The organism is Pseudomonas sp. FG29 (assembly GCF_057809355.1).
Window position 1 is genome coordinate 65,731 of the sequence record NZ_JBMDJU010000004.1, and the last position, 18,056, is coordinate 83,786.

14 protein-coding genes are annotated in these 18,056 nt (G+C 60.0%); 12 read left to right on the top strand and 2 right to left on the bottom strand.

Going from position 1 to position 18,056, the window contains the following annotated elements; genetic code table 11:
• The first annotated feature begins 150 nt into the window (after positions 1-150).
• From ACODS1_RS06990 to hemE, 11 genes are all read left to right on the top strand, one after another.
• Complete coding sequence (locus tag ACODS1_RS06990; RefSeq protein ID WP_322979850.1) at positions 151-1,215, top strand: pilus assembly protein PilM; 1,065 nt, start codon at positions 151-153, stop codon at positions 1,213-1,215.
• Positions 1,215-1,787, top strand: a complete 573-nt coding sequence (gene pilN / locus ACODS1_RS06995; RefSeq protein ID WP_489085053.1) for a type 4a pilus biogenesis protein PilN — start codon at positions 1,215-1,217, stop codon at positions 1,785-1,787. The genes ACODS1_RS06990 and pilN overlap by 1 nt, the downstream gene beginning before the upstream one ends.
• The gene (gene pilO / locus ACODS1_RS07000) at positions 1,784-2,404 is read left to right on the top strand and encodes a type 4a pilus biogenesis protein PilO (RefSeq protein ID WP_489085054.1); all 621 of its coding nucleotides are present in this window, start codon (positions 1,784-1,786) and stop codon (positions 2,402-2,404) included. The genes pilN and pilO overlap by 4 nt, the downstream gene beginning before the upstream one ends.
• Positions 2,404-2,928, top strand: coding sequence for a type 4a pilus biogenesis lipoprotein PilP (pilP, locus tag ACODS1_RS07005; protein WP_489085179.1), 525 nt, complete (start codon positions 2,404-2,406; stop codon positions 2,926-2,928). The genes pilO and pilP overlap by 1 nt, the downstream gene beginning before the upstream one ends.
• Positions 2,929-2,983: 55 nt before the next feature.
• Positions 2,984-5,095, top strand: coding sequence for a type IV pilus secretin PilQ (locus ACODS1_RS07010; protein ID WP_489085180.1), 2,112 nt, complete (start codon positions 2,984-2,986; stop codon positions 5,093-5,095).
• 5 nt (positions 5,096-5,100) lie between these two features.
• Complete coding sequence (gene aroK / locus ACODS1_RS07015; RefSeq protein ID WP_322979847.1) at positions 5,101-5,619, top strand: shikimate kinase AroK; 519 nt, start codon at positions 5,101-5,103, stop codon at positions 5,617-5,619.
• Between the two features lie 51 nt (positions 5,620-5,670).
• The gene (aroB, locus tag ACODS1_RS07020) at positions 5,671-6,774 is read left to right on the top strand and encodes a 3-dehydroquinate synthase (protein ID WP_489085055.1); all 1,104 of its coding nucleotides are present in this window, start codon (positions 5,671-5,673) and stop codon (positions 6,772-6,774) included.
• Between the two features lie 10 nt (positions 6,775-6,784).
• Entirely contained in the window at positions 6,785-8,353 is a 1,569-nt protein-coding gene (locus ACODS1_RS07025; protein WP_489085056.1) for an SPOR domain-containing protein, read from the top strand.
• Between the two features lie 345 nt (positions 8,354-8,698).
• On the top strand, positions 8,699-13,147 hold the full coding sequence (gene gltB / locus ACODS1_RS07030) for a glutamate synthase large subunit (protein ID WP_489085057.1): 4,449 nt from the start codon (positions 8,699-8,701) through the stop codon (positions 13,145-13,147).
• Between the two features lie 34 nt (positions 13,148-13,181).
• Positions 13,182-14,600, top strand: coding sequence for an FAD-dependent oxidoreductase (locus tag ACODS1_RS07035; RefSeq protein WP_013713734.1), 1,419 nt, complete (start codon positions 13,182-13,184; stop codon positions 14,598-14,600).
• A 119-nt stretch (positions 14,601-14,719) separates the two neighbouring features.
• Complete coding sequence (hemE, locus tag ACODS1_RS07040) at positions 14,720-15,787, top strand: uroporphyrinogen decarboxylase (protein WP_489085058.1); 1,068 nt, start codon at positions 14,720-14,722, stop codon at positions 15,785-15,787.
• Between the two features lie 34 nt (positions 15,788-15,821).
• On the opposite strand, the gene ACODS1_RS07045 is transcribed toward hemE, so the two are convergent.
• Complete coding sequence (locus ACODS1_RS07045; RefSeq protein WP_489085059.1) at positions 15,822-16,253, bottom strand: hypothetical protein; 432 nt, start codon at positions 16,251-16,253, stop codon at positions 15,822-15,824.
• Positions 16,254-16,420: 167 nt separating this feature from the next.
• Here ACODS1_RS07045 and ACODS1_RS07050 point away from each other — a divergent pair, with 167 nt between their 5' ends.
• On the top strand, positions 16,421-17,191 hold the full coding sequence (locus tag ACODS1_RS07050; RefSeq protein WP_489085060.1) for a ParA family protein: 771 nt from the start codon (positions 16,421-16,423) through the stop codon (positions 17,189-17,191).
• Between the two features lie 56 nt (positions 17,192-17,247).
• Here ACODS1_RS07050 and ACODS1_RS07055 read toward each other — a convergent pair whose 3' ends face one another.
• On the bottom strand, positions 17,248-18,045 hold the full coding sequence (locus ACODS1_RS07055; protein ID WP_489085061.1) for a universal stress protein: 798 nt from the start codon (positions 18,043-18,045) through the stop codon (positions 17,248-17,250).
• Positions 18,046-18,056: the final 11 nt, after the last annotated feature.

Here is an 18,056-nt window from a genome sequence, read left to right on the forward strand (position 1 = left end):
TAAGCAGTAGCCGAGGCTAAAAGGGAAAAACTGATCACATTATAAGCGTTTTTTCCTCGGGGTAGCCATTTGCGCTTCTGTCAAGACTGATATTTAATGTGGAAAAACATAAATAGTCCGTAAGTCGCGGATGCCAATAGGAAAACGGTCGTGCTAGGGCTCTTCAAGAAGAAAGCGAATACGCTGCTGGGGATCGATATCAGCTCGACCTCGGTCAAGCTCCTCGAATTGAGTCGCTCGGGAAGCCGCTACAAGGTAGAGGCTTACGCCGTCGAGCCGCTCCCGCCGAATGCTGTGGTGGAAAAGAACATCGCCGAACTCGAAGGGGTGGGGCAGGCGATTTCTCGCGTGCTGGTCAAGGCCAAGAGTGGCGTCAAGAGCGCTGCAGTGGCGGTGGCAGGTTCCGCCGTGATTACCAAGACCATCGAGATGGAAGCCGGGCTTTCGGACGACGATCTGGAGAACCAGCTGAAGATCGAAGCCGACCAGTACATTCCTTACCCGCTCGAAGAAGTGGCCATCGATTTCGAGGTTCAGGGGCCTGCGGCCCGCAACCCCGAGCGTGTCGAGGTGCTGCTCGCGGCCTGTCGAAAAGAAAACGTCGAAGTGCGTGAGGCAGCGCTCGCCCTGGCTGGGCTGACCGCCAAGGTCGTCGATGTCGAGGCTTATGCTCTGGAGCGTGCCTATGGTCTGCTCGAGGCGCAGTTGGGTGCCGGGCACGATGAGCTGACCGTCGCAGTGGTGGATATCGGCGCCACCATGACGACGCTGAGTGTTTTGCACAACGGGCGCACCATCTACACCCGTGAACAGCTCTTCGGTGGCAAGCAACTGACCGAGGAAATCCAGCGCCGCTATGGTCTTTCCGTTGAGGAGGCCGGGCTGGCCAAGAAGCAGGGCGGCTTGCCGGACGACTACGATGCCGAAGTGTTGCAGCCCTTCAAGGAGGCGGTCGTTCAGCAGGTGTCGCGCTCGCTGCAATTCTTCTTCGCGGCTGGTCAGTTCAATGATGTCGACTACATCCTCCTGGCTGGTGGCACGGCATCGATCCCTGATCTCGATCGTCTCATTCAGCAGAAGATCGGAACGCAAACCCTCGTGGCCAATCCCTTCGCCGACATGGCGCTGGGCAGCAAGGTCAATGCTGGTGCGCTGGCCAGTGATGCGCCGTCACTGATGATTGCCTGTGGTCTGGCGATGAGGAGTTTCGACTGATGGCACGGATCAACCTACTTCCCTGGCGTGAACAGCTACGAGAAGAGCGCAAGCAGCGCTTTCTCGTCAGTCTCGTTGGCGTGCTGATTGTCGCGGCAGGTCTCGTCTTTCTGGGTGACCAGATGCTGTCCTCAGCTATCGATAACCAGAACGCACGAAATGGCTTCATCAAGAAGGAAATCGCGGTTCTGGATGCGCGAATCAAGGAAATCAGCGAGCTGAAAACGCGTCGTCAGCAACTGCTCGAGCGGATGAAGATCATTCAGGACTTGCAGGGTAACAGGCCGATCATCGGGCGTATCTTCGACCAGTTGGTAAGAACCTTGCCTGATGGTGTGTATTTCACCAGCGTGAAGATGACTGGCAAGGACATCGCCATCGTCGGGGCTGCCGAGTCCAATAACCGGGTTTCCAATCTCATGCGTAATCTCGATGCCTCCGAGTGGCTGACGGCGCCTAATCTGACCGAGGTGAAAGCCGTCACGGCTGGCGCGGTGGACCAGGCCAACGTGTTCCAGTTGACTGTCAAGCAGACGCAGCCCGATCAGCAGCAGCCGGAGGCCGGGAAATGAGTATTCGCGAGTCTCTGGAAAGTTTGCGCAGCGTAGATATCAATGAACTCGATGTTAATAACGTCGGGTCGTGGCCTGGACCGGTCAAGTTCATTGCGGGCTTGCTGTTGTTTATCGTTGTGCTGGTTCTTGGTTACAACTTTCACCTGAAAGATCTTCAGGCGGCTCTGGAGCGAAGCCAGCAAGAGGAAACTACGCTCAAACAGCAATTCTCCAGCAAGGCCTTTCAGGCTGCGAATCTTGAAGCCTACAAGGAGCAGATGAAGGAAATGGAGGTGTCTTTTGGGGCATTGCTCAAGCAATTACCCAGTGATACCGAAGTTCCTGGTCTTCTAGAGGATATTACGCGCACCGGATTGGGCAGCGGCCTGGAGTTTCAGGAGATCAAGTTGCTACCTGAGGTGACGCAGCAGTTCTATATCGAATTGCCGATTCAGATTAAAGTCACGGGCACTTATCACGACCTAGCGACCTTCGTCAGCGGTGTGGCCAGCCTGCCGCGTATCGTCACCCTGCATGACTTTCAGTTGGCGCCGGCGGGTGCCGACAGCTCCACTCGGTTGAGCATGCAAATCATGGCTAAAACCTATCGCTACAACGACAAGGGGGCTCAATGATGCGTTTTGCTCGCATGGCTCTCGTAGTGAGTGTTTCCCTGCTTGCGGGTTGTGGAGCGGGTGGGGACTTTTCTGATTTGCGTGCCTACATGGACGAGGTGCGTGCCAAGCCGAAAGGTGCAATAGAACCCCTTCCGACTTTTCAGCCTTACGAAAGCTTTACTTACAGGGCTGCATCATTGCGAAGCCCGTTCCAGCCCCCTGTCAAAATCGATGTCGTCGCTCGTCAGAAGGGGTCAAAGGAAATCAAGCCTGACGAAAGCCGAGTCAAGCAGTTCTTGGAAGGTTTCAATATCGAAACGTTCCAGATGGTAGGAACCTTGAGGAATGACCACGAGCTTTTCGCGCTGGTTAGCGGCGCAGGGGGGGTTCATCGGGTCAAGGTTGGCGATTATCTGGGGCGTAACGACGGCAAGATCACTGCCATCGACGAGTCCAGAATCGATGTGATCGAGATCGTTCCGGATGGTGAGGGTGGCTGGCTGGAGCGTCCTCGTACGCTGCCCTTGAAGGAGCGCTCCTGAAGGAGCAAATGAAGAAATGAATACCAATAATCTGTCTGCCAAGCAGGGTACGAAAATGAATGGCTCTCTCTCGCATCTGAGCGTCGCACTGATGGCGGTACTGTTATCGCCTTCGGTTCTGGCTGCGAATCTTCAGGGTATGGATGTCGCAAGCCTGCCAGGCGATCGTGTCGAGCTGAAGCTCTCCTTCGATGAGCCGGTCGCAGCTCCTCGTGGTTACACCATCGAGCAGCCGGCGCGTATCGCTCTCGATCTTCCAGGTGTATCCAACAAGCTTGGCACCAAGAACAAGGAGCTGGGCGCTGGCAATGCGCGTAGCGTGACTCTCGTCGAGGCCAAGGATCGTACGAGGTTGATCGTCAACCTGACTGCTCTGGCGCCTTACAGCACGCGCGTCGAGGGCAACGATCTCTATGTTCTTGTCGGTGATGCTGCATCTGCAGCGAGTCGTCCTGTTGCGACGCCACCGGCTCCGGTCGTTCAGGCTCCGCAAAACAAGGCCTATGGTGTGCAAGCCAAGGCTGTGAGCAATATCGATTTTCAACGTGGCGAGCAGGGCGAAGGCAATGTGGTCATCACGCTGTCCGATGCCTCGGTGAGTCCGGATATTCAGGAGCAGGGCGGAAAGATTCGTCTGGACTTCGCCAAGACTCAACTGCCCGAATCGTTGCGTGTGCGTCTGGATGTCAAGGATTTCGCTACGCCGGTGCAATTTGTCAGTGCGACCGGTACGGGCGATAAGGCCAGTATCCTGATCGAACCGGTTGGTCAGTACGACTACCTCGCCTACCAGACCGACAACAAGCTGACGCTGAGCGTCAAGCCGATCAGCCAGGAGGATGTAGAGCGTCGCAACGCGGATCGGTTCGCTTACACGGGTGAAAAACTGTCGCTCAATTTCCAGGACATCGATGTTCGCTCGGTTCTTCAGTTGATTGCGGACTTTACCGATCTGAATCTGGTCGCCAGCGATACCGTTGCTGGCAATATCACCTTGCGCTTGCAGAATGTGCCCTGGGATCAGGCGCTGGATCTGGTTCTGAAAACCAAGGGATTGGATAAGCGCAAGGTTGGTAACGTGCTGCTCGTCGCGCCTGCCGATGAAATTGCGGCGCGTGAACGCCAAGAGCTTGAGTCGCAGAAACAGATTGCCGAGCTGGCGCCGCTGCGTCGCGAGCTGATTCAGGTCAACTATGCCAAGGCTGCGGATATGGCCAAGCTGTTCCAGTCGGTCACCAGTGCTGATGGCGCTTCTGATACCCGTGGCTCTATTACGGTAGATGATCGCACCAACAGCATCATCGCTTATCAGACTCAAGAACGTCTGGATGAGTTGCGGCGCATCATCGCTCAGCTCGATATTCCAGTGCGTCAAGTGATGATCGAGGCGCGTATCGTCGAGGCCAATGTCGACTATGACAAAGCGCTTGGTGTGCGCTGGGGGGGGGCTGCAACCAGTGGCAACTGGTCTGCTTATGGTAAGGACGGTGCGACATCATTCAAAGACGGTGTTGCGGCCCTGCCTGGAACTGACAAGGTTGGTAACCTTACTCTAAAAGAGGGGACTGCACCGGTGCCTTTCGTAGATCTTGGCGCCGCCAATAGTACCTCTGGGATTGGTATTGGTTTTCTCACAAATAGTGTGACGCTGGATCTGCAGCTTTCAGCCATGGAGAAAACCGGTAACGGTGAAATCGTCTCTCAGCCCAAAGTAGTTACGTCGGACAAGGAAACTGCCAAGATCCTCAAAGGGCAGGAGGTTCCTTATCAGGAGGCGAGTTCGAGTGGCGCGACCAGCACCTCGTTCAAGGAAGCTGCACTCTCGCTGGAAGTTACTCCGCAAATCACGCCTGATAACCGCATCATCATGGAAGTCAAAGTCACCAAAGATGCGCCTGATTTTGCTCGGGCACTCAACGGCGTGCCGCCCATCAACAAGAACGAAGTGAATGCCAAGGTGCTGGTAAGCGATGGTGAGACGATCGTCATTGGTGGCGTGTTCTCCAATACTCAAACCAAGTCTGTAGAGAAGGTACCGTTCCTGGGGGATCTGCCTTTCGTCGGCCGAGTATTCCGCCGTGACATCGTTGCTGACAACAAGGCCGAGTTGCTGGTTTTCATTACTCCGCGCATCATGAACAACCAAGCCATTGCCGTGAATCGATGACCTAAGTGCGGAATGTAATCCTCGTTGGCCCGATGGGAGCTGGAAAGAGCACCATCGGGCGTTTGCTTGCCAAAGAACTGCGTTTGCCCTTCAAGGACTCCGACAAGGAGATCGAGCAGCGTACCGGTGCCGACATTCCCTGGATCTTCGATGTCGAGGGGGAGCAGGGATTTCGGGAGCGCGAGCAGGCGGTGATCGCCGAGCTGGCGCAGCAGGATGGTCTGGTGCTGGCCACTGGCGGTGGCGTCGTGATGCGTCCGGAGAACCGGCGTGCCTTGCACGCAGGCGGTCGTGTGGTCTATCTGCATACCTCCGTCGAGCAGCAGATTGACCGTACGGCGCGTGATCGCAATCGCCCTCTTTTGCGTACGGCCAACCCTGCTCAAGTGCTGCGCGATCTGATGGCGTTGCGCGACCCGCTTTATCGTGAGGTGGCCGACGTCATCATCGAGACGGATGAACGGCCTCCACGCATGGTCGTCCAAGAGATCCTTGCTCGGCTGGAGACGCTTTCGCCCCGTTAAAGCACAGGGCGAACTGCGTTATCCTAGCGGCCTTTCCATTCTGGGGGCGTCATGCAGACTCTTCACGTTGATCTCGGCGAACGCAGTTATCCCATTTACATCGGCCAAGGCCTGCTGTGTCGTTCTGAGTTGCTGGCACAGCATATCGCAGGGCGGCAGGTGGCGATCGTCACCAATGAAACGGTCGCCCCTATCTATCTGAGCGCATTGCAGCAGGCCCTCGCGCAATACAGCGTTGCCTCTGTGGTGTTGCCCGATGGCGAGGCCTTCAAGAATTGGGAGACCCTGCAGCTGATTTTCGACGGCTTGCTGACCGCGCGGCATGATCGCCGCACCACCATCGTGGCGCTAGGCGGCGGGGTGATCGGCGATATGGCCGGTTTTGCCGCTGCCTGTTATCAGCGCGGTGTCGAGTTCATCCAGGTGCCGACCACCTTGCTTTCTCAAGTGGATTCCTCGGTCGGTGGCAAGACCGGAATCAACCACCCTCTGGGCAAGAACATGGTCGGGGCGTTCTATCAGCCCAAGGCTGTACTGATCGATACTGCAACGCTGAACACCTTGCCTTTGCGTGAGTTGTCGGCTGGTCTGGCTGAGGTCATCAAGTACGGCTTGATCTGCGATGAACCTTTCCTCGGTTGGCTCGAACAGAACATGCCCGCTTTGCGTGCGCTTGATCAGCAGGCGCTGACGGAGGCCATCGAGCGCTCCTGTGCGGCCAAGGCGCGAGTGGTCGGCGCGGACGAGCGTGAGTCGGGGATTCGTGCGACGTTGAATCTGGGGCACACCTTCGGTCATGCCATCGAGACCGAACAGGGGTATGGTGTGTGGCTGCATGGTGAGGCCGTTGCTGCAGGTACCGTGATGGCTTTGGAAATGTCGTATCGCCTGGGCTGGTTGGCCGCAGAAGAGCGTGACCGTGGCATCCGCTTGTTGCGGGCTGCGGGGCTGCCTATCGTGCCGCCGCAGGATATGACGCCGGAGCAGTTTCTGGCGCACATGGCGGTGGACAAGAAAGTGCTGGATGGTCAGTTGCGCCTGGTCTTGCTCAAGCGCCTGGGCGAGGCTGTGGTGACGGCCGACTATCCGCGAGAGATTCTCGATGCCACGCTGCGTACCGATTACGCCGCGCTGGCCCGCTCGATCAACGCCTGAAGAGTGATTCATGACCAGTTTGCACGCTGACGAAGCGTTTCTATCCCATTACCAGCTCAGTCACGACCCCTTTGCTCCAAGGGTGCCAGGCTTCAAGTTCTTTCCTGCGCAGCGCAAGCCTGTGCTGGGGCAGCTGCATCACCTGGCCCGCTACAGTCAGTTGCTGTTGGTAGTCACCGGGCCTGAGGGCAGTGGCAAGACGTTGTTGCGTCAGGCGCTGGTTGCCAGTACCAACAAGCAGGCTGTGCAAAGCGTGGTAATCGCCCAGGGTATTCAGGGTGGTGAGGCGATGCTGCGTCAGGTCGCTCAGGGGTTGTCGCTGGCAAGCGCCGATACTCGCAGTATTTTGCACCAGATTGGTCAGTTGGCCCTGACGGGGCAGGAGGTCTACCTTCTGATCGACGATGCCGATCAGTTGGACGATGCCGCGCTCAAGGTAGTGCTTGCTCTTGCTGCTGGTGATGGTGAAGGGCGGCCCCATGTGTTTCTCTTTGCCAAGGACGATTTGCTGGCTCGTCTTGAGGCGTTGGCGGGGGGCGAGGAGTGCTATCACGCAATCGAGTTGCAGCCTTACGCGGAGGATGAGACGCGCGATTATCTGGCTCAGCGCCTGGAGGGTGCGGGGCAGGGCGTCGACATCCTGAGCGAAGAGCAGGTTGAGGATATCCATCAGCGTTCCGGTGGCTGGCCAGGGGCTATCAATACCGAGGCGCGTGAGATTCTGATCGAACAGATGTTGGCGCAGCGCTCGGATGGGCGTCGCCGCGGCTTTTCCTTCTCTCTGCCGAAAAAACATCTATTGGCGCTGGGCGTCGTGTTGATCGGTGTAGTCGCTGCCTGGTTGATGCAGGGACGTGAGCAGGCACCTGCAAATGTCCCGGTTGCAAGCTCTACCTTGCCGCTGGGTGCTACGCCGGAGGCTGCGAGCGAAAGCGAGGCGGCTCCCGTTCGTGAGAGCGGCGCCGCGCCTGCCATCGAATTTGCCGGCAATAGCCAGCCGCTGCCGTTGCCTTTGGTGGGGGAATCGCAGGCTGTCATTCGTCAGCCATTGGCTGAGGCGGCTGGTGAGGAACTGGATGATTTCGAGCCTCCGGCGGCACCGGAGCCCTCGACCGTGACGGCGCCTTCTGCGTCAATCCCTGCTGCACCTGCACCTGCACCTGCACCTGCACCTGCACCTGCACCTGCACCTGCACCCAAACCGGTGGTACAGCCTAAGCCTGCAGAACCGGTGGCTGCCAAGCCTGTTCCGGCCCCTGCGCCTGCGAAGCCGCCAGTGCCGGCGTCGGCTCCGGCGAGTGGCAACTGGTATGCTCAGCAGCCAGCGTCGCGTTATGCGCTGCAAGTGGTGGGGTCGCGCTCGGAGGCCAATATTCAGGCCATGGTGCGTCAGGGTGGTAGCGAATATCGCTACTTCAAGAAGATCCATCAGGGGCAGCCGCTGTATGTGCTCACCTATGGCAGTTTTGCCAGTCGCGACGCGGCGCAGGCGGCTGTCAAGACGCTGCCGGCGAAACTGCAGGCCGGCAAGCCCTGGCCGCGAACCATTGGTAGCATCCAGCAGGAAATGAGCCGCTAGTTCATGCCTGGGAAGGGCGGCAAACGGCCGCTCTTTCCGCTTGCCTGTTCACTCCAAACAGCATTCAATCGAACCGCCCAAGGTTCATGGCAGGGCTGTCCGCACAGCCCTGCCTCGTTAAAATGACCATTCGGTCGCTAGCACGGCCTTTCGGCCTTATCCTTCGTTTTTGCGACATAAACTTTCACCCCCTCGTCACGAAAATTTGTGACGAGCAGGGTGGATATGTACAATGACCTCCCTTTTGCCCACGCAAAGCTGGTCTGTGCCCGCTTTTCGGGTTTAAGTCATTGAATTAGAAAGTAATTTGCCTGAAGTCTAGGCAGCCTGGTGAGAGTTTCCCCTATGAAAGCAGGTTTGTACCGTCCTGATGAGTTCAAGGATAACTGCGGCTTCGGCTTGATCGCCCATATGCAAGGTGAGGCTAGTCATCACCTGCTCAAGACCGCTATTGAGGCCCTCACCTGCATGACTCACCGCGGCGGTATCAACGCCGACGGCAAGACCGGTGATGGCTGCGGCCTGCTGATCCAGAAGCCCGATCAATTCCTGCGCGCTATCGCTCAGGAGCAATTCGGCGTCGAACTGCCTGGGCAATATGCCGTGGGCATGGTGTTCTTCAATCAGGATTCGGCCAAGGCCGAGACTGCGCGCGAGAACATGAATCGTGAGATCCTCGCGGCCGGCCTGCAACTGGTGGGCTGGCGCAAGGTGCCGATTGATACCAGCGTACTGGGTCGTCTGGCACTGGAGCGCCTGCCGCAGATCGAGCAGGTGTTCATCGGCGGCGAAGGTCTGAGCGATCAGGAATTCGCCATCAAGCTGTTCAGCGCCCGCCGTCGCTCGTCGGTAGCCAATGCCGATGACAGCGATCACTACATCTGCAGCTTCTCGCACAAGACCATCATCTACAAAGGTCTGATGATGCCGGCGGATCTGCAGCAGTTCTACCCGGATCTGGGTGACGAGCGCCTGCAGACCGCCATCGCGGTCTTCCACCAGCGTTTCTCTACCAACACCCTGCCGAAGTGGCCGTTGGCGCAGCCGTTCCGCTATCTCGCGCACAACGGCGAGATCAACACCATCACTGGCAACCGCAACTGGGCGCAGGCCCGTCGCACCAAGTTCGCCAACGAGCTGATCCCTGATCTCGACGAGCTGGGCCCGCTGGTCAACCGTGTCGGTTCCGACTCCTCGAGCATGGACAACATGCTCGAGCTGATGGTCACCGGTGGCATCGACCTGTTCCGTGGCCTGCGTATGATCATTCCGCCGGCCTGGCAGAATGTCGAGACCATGGACGCCGACCTGCGCGCGTTCTACGAATACAACTCCATGCACATGGAGCCCTGGGATGGCCCGGCCGGCGTGGTACTGACCGATGGTCGCCATGCCGTGTGCCTGCTCGACCGTAACGGTCTGCGCCCGGCGCGCTGGGTCACCACCAAGAACGGTTACATCACCCTGGCGTCGGAAATCGGCGTGTGGGATTACCAGCCCGAGGACGTCATCGCCAAGGGCCGTGTCGGCCCGGGGCAGATCCTCGCCGTCGACACCGAGACCGGCCAGGTGCTGGACACCGAGTCCATCGACAGCCGCCTGAAGTCGCGTCACCCCTACAAGCTGTGGCTGCGCAAGCATGCCCAGCGCATCAAGGCGACGCTGGAAGACCGCGACCACGGTTCGGCCTTCTACGACCCGGATCAGCTCAAGCAATACATGAAGATGTTCCAGGTCACCTTCGAGGAGCGTGACCAGGTGCTGCGTCCGCTGGGTGAGCAGGGCCAGGAAGCCGTTGGCTCCATGGGTGACGACACGCCGATGGCTGTGCTCAGCCAGCGCGTGCGCTCGCCCTACGATTACTTCCGCCAGCAGTTCGCGCAGGTCACCAACCCGCCGATCGACCCGCTGCGCGAAGCGATCGTCATGTCCCTGGAAATCTGCCTGGGCGCCGAGCGCAACATCTTCAGCGAGTCGCCGGAGCACGCTACCCGCGTGATCCTCAGCAGCCCGGTGATTTCGCCGGCCAAGTGGCGTGCGCTGATGAACCTGGATCGCCCGGGCTTCGACCGTCATGTCATCGACATGAACTACGACGAGTCGCTGGGCCTGGAAGCCGCCGTGCGCAACATGGCCGATCAGGCCGAGGAAGCTGTGCGTGCCGGCAAGGTGCTGCTGGTACTGACCGACCGCCACATCGCCCCGGGCAAGCTGCCGGCGCATGCCGCGCTGGTCACGGGTGCCGTGCATCACCGCCTGACCGAGAAAGGTCTGCGCTGCGACTGCAACATCCTGGTGGAAACCGCTACTGCCCGTGACCCGCACCACTACGCCGTGCTGCTGGGCTTCGGCGCCTCGGCGGTGTACCCGTTCCTGGCCTACGAAGTGCTGGGCGACCTGATCCGCACCGGCGAAGTGCTGGGCGATCTGTACGAAGTGTTCAAGTACTACCGCAAGGGCATCTCCAAAGGCCTGCTGAAGATCCTGTCGAAGATGGGTATCTCCACGGTCGCGTCCTACCGCGGTGCGCAACTGTTCGAGGCCGTCGGCCTGGCCGACGAAGTCACTGAGCTGTGCTTCCGGGGTGTGGCCAGCCGCATCCAGGGTGCGCGTTTCGTCGACATCGAAAGCGAGCAGAAGCTGCTGTCCCAGGAGGCCTGGAACAACCGTAAGTCGATCCAGCAGGGCGGCTTGCTCAAGTTCGTCTACGGTGGCGAGTACCACGCCTACAACCCGGATGTGGTGCGCACACTGCAGGAGGCCGTGCAGCAGGGCAACTACGAGAAGTACAAGGCATACTCGACGCTGGTCGACACCCGTCCGGTGTCGATGATCCGTGACCTGCTCAAGGTCAAGGAATCCACTGCGCCGATCAGCCTCGATGAAGTCGAGCCGCTGCAGTCGATCTTCAAGCGCTTCGACGCTGCCGGCATCTCCCTCGGCGCGCTGTCGCCGGAGGCGCACGAGGCGCTGGCCGAGGCGATGAACCGTCTGGGTGGTCGCTCCAACTCCGGTGAGGGCGGCGAAGACCCGGCCCGCTACGGCACCATCAAGAGCTCGAAGATCAAGCAGGTGGCCACTGGCCGTTTCGGTGTGACTCCGGAATACCTGGTCAACGCCGAAGTGCTGCAGATCAAGGTGGCCCAGGGCGCCAAGCCCGGTGAGGGCGGCCAGTTGCCGGGCGGCAAGGTCAACGGCCTGATCGCCAAGCTGCGCTACGCGGTGCCGGGCGTGACCCTGATCTCGCCGCCGCCGCACCACGATATCTACTCGATCGAAGACCTGGCGCAGCTGATCTATGACCTCAAGCAGGTCAACCCGAAAGCGCTGGTATCGGTCAAGCTGGTGGCGGAAGCCGGTGTCGGCACCATCGCCGCCGGTGTGGCCAAGGCCTACGCCGACCTGATCACCATTTCCGGTTACGACGGTGGTACCGGCGCTTCGCCGCTGACCTCCATCCGTTATGCCGGCGCGCCCTGGGAACTGGGCTTGGCGGAAACCCACCAGACCCTGCGCGGCAACGACCTGCGCGGCAAAGTGCGGGTACAGACCGACGGTGGTCTGAAAACCGGCCTCGATGTGATCAAGGCCGCCATCCTTGGTGCCGAGAGTTTCGGCTTCGGCACTGCACCGATGGTTGCCCTGGGCTGCAAATACCTGCGCATCTGCCACCTGAACAACTGCGCCACCGGCGTGGCCACGCAGAACGACAAGCTGCGCAAGGATCACTTCATCGGCACCGTCGAGATGGTGATGAACTTCTTCACCTACGTCGCCGAGGAAACCCGCGAGTGGCTGGCCAAGCTGGGCGTGCGCAGCCTGGAAGAGCTGATCGGGCGTACCGACCTGCTCGAAGTGCTGCCGGGCGAAACCGCCAAGCAGGGCAACCTGGATCTGTCGCCGCTGCTGGCTAGCGCGCATATCCCGGCTGACAAGCCGCAGTTCTGCCAGGTGCCGAAGAACCCGCCGTTCGACGAAGGCCTGCTGGCCGAGAAGATGGTGGAAATGGCCAAGGACGCCATCGCCGGCAAGACCGGTGGCGAGTTCGAGCTGAACATCGGCAACTGTGACCGCTCCATCGGTGCGCGTATTTCCGGTGAGATCGCCCGCGTGCATGGCAACCAGGGCATGAACGACGCGCCGATCACCTTCCGCTTCAAGGGCACTGCCGGGCAGAGCTTCGGCGTGTGGAACGCCGGTGGTCTGCACCTGCGCCTGGAAGGCGACGCCAACGACTATGTCGGCAAGGGCATGACCGCAGGCAAGATCGTCATCACCCCGCCGGCCGGCAGCCCGTTCGCTACCGAGGACAGCGCCATCATCGGTAACACCTGCCTGTACGGCGCCACTGGCGGCAAGCTGTTCGCCACCGGCACTGCAGGTGAGCGTTTCGCCGTGCGTAACTCCGGTGCTCACGCCGTGGTGGAAGGCACTGGCGACCACTGCTGCGAGTACATGACCGGCGGTTTCGTCTGCGTACTGGGCAAGACCGGCTACAACTTCGGCTCGGGCATGACCGGCGGTTTCGCCTACGTGCTCGACATGGACAACGGCTTCTACGACCGCGTCAACCACGAGCTGGTGGAAATCCAACGCATCAACAACGAAGCGATGGAGGCCTACCGCAGCCACCTGGAAAGCGTGCTCGCCGAGTATGTCGAGGAAACCGGTAGCGAGTGGGGCCAGAACCTGCTGGAAAACCTGGACGATTACCTGCGCAAGTTCTGGCTGGTGAAACCGAAAGCGGCCAGTCTGAAGTCGCTGCTGTCCAGCACCCGTGCCAACCCGCAATAAGAATGCGCCTGAAGTGGTTTGATGAGGTAATGCAATGACTGAACGTCTGAATAACGACTTCCAGTTCATCGAAGTCGGGCGCAAAGACCCGAAGAAGAAACTGCTGCGTCAGCGCAAGAAGGAGTTCGTCGAGATCTACGACAACTTCAAGCCGGCGCAAGCTGCAGACCAGGCGCATCGCTGCCTGGGCTGCGGCAACCCGTATTGCGAGTGGAAGTGCCCGGTGCACAACTTCATTCCCAACTGGCTGAAGCTGGTGTCGGAAGGCAATATCCTGGCCGCCGCCGAGCTCTCGCACCAGACCAACACCCTGCCGGAAGTCTGCGGCCGCGTGTGCCCGCAGGATCGCCTCTGCGAAGGTGCCTGCACCCTCAATGACGGCTTCGGCGCGGTGACCATCGGTTCGGTGGAGAAGTACATCACCGACACCGCCTTCGCCATGGGTTGGCGCCCGGACATGTCCAAGGTCAAACCGACCGGCAAGCGTGTCGCGGTGATCGGCGCCGGCCCGGCCGGCCTGGGCTGTGCTGACGTACTGGTGCGCAACGGCGTGACCCCGGTGGTGTTCGACAAGAACCCGGAAATCGGTGGCCTGCTGACCTTCGGCATCCCCGAGTTCAAGCTGGAAAAGACCGTGCTCAGCCGCCGTCGTGAAGTGTTCACCGGCATGGGTATCGAGTTCCGCCTGAATACCGAGATCGGCAAGGACGTGACCATGCAGCAACTGCTGGATGAGTACGATGCCGTGTTCATGGGCATGGGCACCTACACCTACATGAAAGGTGGCTTCCCGGGTGAAGACCTGCCGGGCGTCTATGACGCGCTGGACTTCCTCATCGCCAACGTCAATCGCAACCTCGGTTTCGAGAAGTCGCCGGAAGACTTCATCGACATGAAGGGCAAGCGCGTCGTGGTGCTGGGCGGTGGTGACACCGCGATGGACTGCAACCGCACCTCGATCCGTCAGGGCGCCAAGGCCGTGACCTGCGCCTACCGCCGTGACGAAGAGAACATGCCCGGCTCGCGCAAGGAAGTGAAGAACGCCAAGGAAGAGGGCGTGAAGTTCCTCTTCAACCGCCAGCCCATCGCCATCGTCGGCGACGGCAAGGTGGAAGGCATCAAGGTGGTCGAGACCCGTCTCGGCGAGCCGGATGCCCGCGGCCGTCGCAGCCCCGAGCCGATTCCGGGCTCCGAGGAAGTCATCCCGGCCGAGGCCGTGCTGATCGCCTTCGGTTTCCGTCCGAGCCCGGCGCCCTGGTTCGAGCAGTTCGAGATCCAGACCGACAGCCAGGGCCGCGTCGTGGCTCCGGAGCAGAACACCTTCAAGCACCAGACCAGCAACCCGAAGATCTTCGCCGGTGGCGATATGGTGCGCGGTTCTGACCTGGTGGTGACGGCGATCTTCGAAGGCAGGAACGCCGCCGAAGGCATCCTGGATTATCTGGGCGTCTGATCGATTGCGTCGCGGCTTGCCCGCGACAAATTGACCCGATGGATAAAAGGCACGGCACCCGCCGTGCCTTTTGTTTTGGGCTCTGCGAAAATGCCCGCACTTTTTTCTAGGACTCTGCCATGACCGCCCTGAAGAACGACCGTTTCCTGCGTGCCCTGCTCAAGCAACCCGTGGATGTCACGCCGATCTGGATGATGCGCCAGGCTGGCCGCTATCTGCCGGAATACCGCGCGACCCGGGCCAAGGCCGGCGACTTCGTGAGCCTGATGAAGAATCCGCAGTTGGCCTGCGAGGTCACTATCCAGCCGCTGGATCGTTACCCGCAGCTGGATGCGGCGATCCTCTTCTCCGACATCCTCACCATCCCCGATGCCATGGGCCAGGGGCTGTATTTCGAGACGGGTGAGGGGCCGCGCTTCAAGAAGGTGATCAGCAGCCTGGCCGATGTCGAGGCGCTGCCGGTCACCGATGCCGAGAAAGATCTGGGCTACGTGATGGACGCCGTGCGCACCATTCGCCGCGAGCTGAACGGCCGAGTGCCGCTGATCGGCTTCTCCGGCAGTCCGTGGACGCTGGCCACCTACATGGTAGAAGGCGGTTCGTCGAAGGACTTCCGCAAGACCAAGGCCATGCTCTACGACAATCCGCAGACCTTGCACGCGCTGCTCGACAAGCTGGCGCAGTCGGTCACCGCTTATCTGAATGGCCAGATCCTGGCCGGTGCGCAGGCGGTGCAGATCTTCGATTCGTGGGGCGGCGCGCTGTCGGCAGCGGCCTATCAGGAGTTCTCCCTGGCCTACATGAAGAAGATCGTCGACGGTCTGATCCGCGAACACGACGGGCGTCGCGTGCCGGTGATCCTGTTCACCAAGGGCGGCGGTCTGTGGCTCGAATCCCTGGCCGCCAGTGGTGCCGAGGCCCTGGGTCTGGACTGGACATGCGACATTGGCAGCGCTCGCACTCGTGTCGGTGACAAGGTCGCCCTGCAAGGCAACATGGATCCGGCGGTGCTCTACGCCAAGCCGGCGGCGATTCGTGCCGAAGTGGCACGCATTCTGGCGGCCTATGGTGCCGGCAGCGGTCACGTGTTCAACCTCGGCCATGGCATCACCCCGGAAGTCGACCCCGCCAACGCGGCAGCCTTTTTCGAGGCCGTGCACGAGTTGTCGGCGCAGTACCATCAGTGACACATAAAAAAGCCCGGCATTGCCGGGCTTTTGCTTAGAGGCCTACTAAGTACTTGCTATCGATCTTGCGCTTTTCCAGTGTGTATTGCGCGAGGTCAAGCTGGCCGCTGCTCAACTGATCATCCAATTTCTGCATGTCGCGTTCATGCAGCTTTGCGACATGTGCCTTGGTGATGTTGTAGTTGATTGCACGTGCCGCGTCGTAACCGCTGACGGGATCCCAGAGAATGGATATTGGCCAGAGCAGCAGGTTGACAATACCGTACCCGTATTCGCGCCCATAGAATGATCCGCCCCCAGGTAAGAGGCCCAGAACGGCACCGACGCCCGGAGTCTTTTCCTTGACGGCTAGGCCATGTGCCTCGTAGGAATCGAGTTCAGCTCTCTGTATGGAGTTGAGCCCGTTGGCGCAGCCGGTCGTAATGGCGAGAAGGCAGCCGATCAATAGTGTGCGCAGGTATGGCATTGCATGTCCTTGATTTGTAAGTGTTGTCCTGAGGCGCTCGATGGCGCGGGCGCAAACTATCACGCGTGATGGCTCTTGGCTATTATTTGCGAAGTTCTTTCGACGCCTCGCGCTTGTCACAGCCTTTGCATAGAATCCGAGGTCACTCAGGCTCAGGGAGGTGTGCGATGCGACGTGTGGTGTTCAACCAGAAGGGCGGCGTGGGCAAATCCAGCATCGCCTGCAATCTCGCAGCCGTCAGTGCGGCGCAGGGCTATCGCACGCTGCTGATCGACCTCGACGCCCAGGCCAATTCGACGCATTACCTCACTGGGCTGACCGGTGAGGAGATTCCCATGGGCATCGCCGATTTCTTCAAGCAGACCCTGGCCTCCGGCCCCTTCGCCAAGAAGGGCAAGGTGGATATCTACGAAACGCCCTTCGACAACTTGCATGTGGTCACGGCCACGGCCGAATTGGCCGAGCTGCAGCCCAAGCTCGAGCAGAAGCACAAGATCAACAAGCTGCGCAAACTGCTCGACGAGTTGGCGGAAGACTACGACCACATTTACCTGGATACGCCGCCGGCGCTGAACTTCTATACGGTTTCAGCTTTGATCGCGGCTGATCGCGTGCTGATCCCCTTCGATTGCGACAGCTTCTCGCGCAATGCACTGTACGGCCTGCTGGCCGAGATCGAAGAACTCAAGGAGGATCACAACGAGGCGCTTGAGGTGGAAGGCATCGTGGTCAACCAGTTCCAGCCGCGCGCGACCTTACCGCAGCAGTTGCTGGATGAACTGATTGCCGAAGGGCTGCCGGTGCTGCCGGTGAATCTGATGAGTTCGGTGAAGATGCGTGAATCGCACCAGGTGTGCACGCCGCTGATCCATCTCGATGCACGGCACAAGCTGACGCAGCAATTCGTCGAGCTGCACGACCTGCTAAACGCCAGTTGAGCGATTGAGCGGCAAAAACGCCTTGGCTGCCTCAGGCAGACCACGGCGTTTTCATGTCAGCGCACCACGAATACGTCACACGGCGCCTTGTGCAAAAAGTGTTGCGCCAGGCTGCCCAGCAGTGCCTGGGAGAAGGCACTGCGGCCATGACTGCCGAGCACCAGCAGGTCGCTGCGGCGTGCCTTGATCTGCTCCTGAAGGCTGCGCAGGATACCGCCCTGCAGCACCTCGTGGCTGATCTTCGGGCCGTCCGGCGGCATGTGCTGGGTTTCGTCGTGCAGCAGTTGTTCGATCAGCCCCTGCTGCATCTGCAATTGCTCGGCGACCTGCTTGGCCGTGCCCTTGTCCGGTTCGAAGACGTGGATCGCATGCAGCTCGGCTTCGGCGGGTAGCAGGCGAGAGGCCTTGCCCAACGCGCTACAGGCGCACAGCGAGAAATCGATGGCGGCGATGGCGCGTTGGTAGGGCGTGCTGTCGTTACGCGCCACCAGCAGCATGGGCACGGTGCAACGCCTGGCGATGCGATCGAGGCTGGTACCGGAGAACAGGTCATGGCGCTGCTGATGGCCGCCGAGTACCAGCAGGTCGCAGCCACTGTTCTGCACTTCCTGCAGCACCACGTCCGAGGGCTTGCCGGCGAGGATGCGTAATTCACTGCCTGGTGGAGCGTAGCGGGTCAGGCTCTGATCCAGTGCCTGGCGTACTTTTTCCTGTTGCTCGGTGGTTTGCCCGGGGGCGAGGACGTGCAGCAGGGTCAGGCGGGCGCCATGCTGGCGGGCCAGTTGAGCGGCACGGCACAGCGCCATGTCGGCGGTATCACGCAGATCGTGGGCGATAAGGATGTGCTGGTACATGCTGACGGCTC

What these genes read in the sequence shown, in the direction of transcription:
- pilN (WP_489085053.1), top strand. Translation starts at nt 1,215, where the DNA reads ATGGCACGGATCAACCTACTTCCCTGGCGTGAACAGCTACGAGAAGAG.
- pilO (WP_489085054.1), top strand. Translation starts at nt 1,784, where the DNA reads ATGAGTATTCGCGAGTCTCTGGAAAGTTTGCGCAGCGTAGATATCAAT.
- pilP (WP_489085179.1), top strand. Translation starts at nt 2,404, where the DNA reads ATGCGTTTTGCTCGCATGGCTCTCGTAGTGAGTGTTTCCCTGCTTGCG.
- ACODS1_RS07010 (WP_489085180.1), top strand. Translation starts at nt 2,984, where the DNA reads ATGAATGGCTCTCTCTCGCATCTGAGCGTCGCACTGATGGCGGTACTG.
- aroB (WP_489085055.1), top strand. Translation starts at nt 5,671, where the DNA reads ATGCAGACTCTTCACGTTGATCTCGGCGAACGCAGTTATCCCATTTAC.
- ACODS1_RS07025 (WP_489085056.1), top strand. Translation starts at nt 6,785, where the DNA reads ATGACCAGTTTGCACGCTGACGAAGCGTTTCTATCCCATTACCAGCTC.
- gltB (WP_489085057.1), top strand. Translation starts at nt 8,699, where the DNA reads ATGAAAGCAGGTTTGTACCGTCCTGATGAGTTCAAGGATAACTGCGGC.
- ACODS1_RS07035 (WP_013713734.1), top strand. Translation starts at nt 13,182, where the DNA reads ATGACTGAACGTCTGAATAACGACTTCCAGTTCATCGAAGTCGGGCGC.
- hemE (WP_489085058.1), top strand. Translation starts at nt 14,720, where the DNA reads ATGACCGCCCTGAAGAACGACCGTTTCCTGCGTGCCCTGCTCAAGCAA.
- ACODS1_RS07045 (WP_489085059.1), bottom strand. Translation starts at nt 16,253, where the DNA reads ATGCCATACCTGCGCACACTATTGATCGGCTGCCTTCTCGCCATTACG.
- ACODS1_RS07050 (WP_489085060.1), top strand. Translation starts at nt 16,421, where the DNA reads ATGCGACGTGTGGTGTTCAACCAGAAGGGCGGCGTGGGCAAATCCAGC.
- ACODS1_RS07055 (WP_489085061.1), bottom strand. Translation starts at nt 18,045, where the DNA reads ATGTACCAGCACATCCTTATCGCCCACGATCTGCGTGATACCGCCGAC.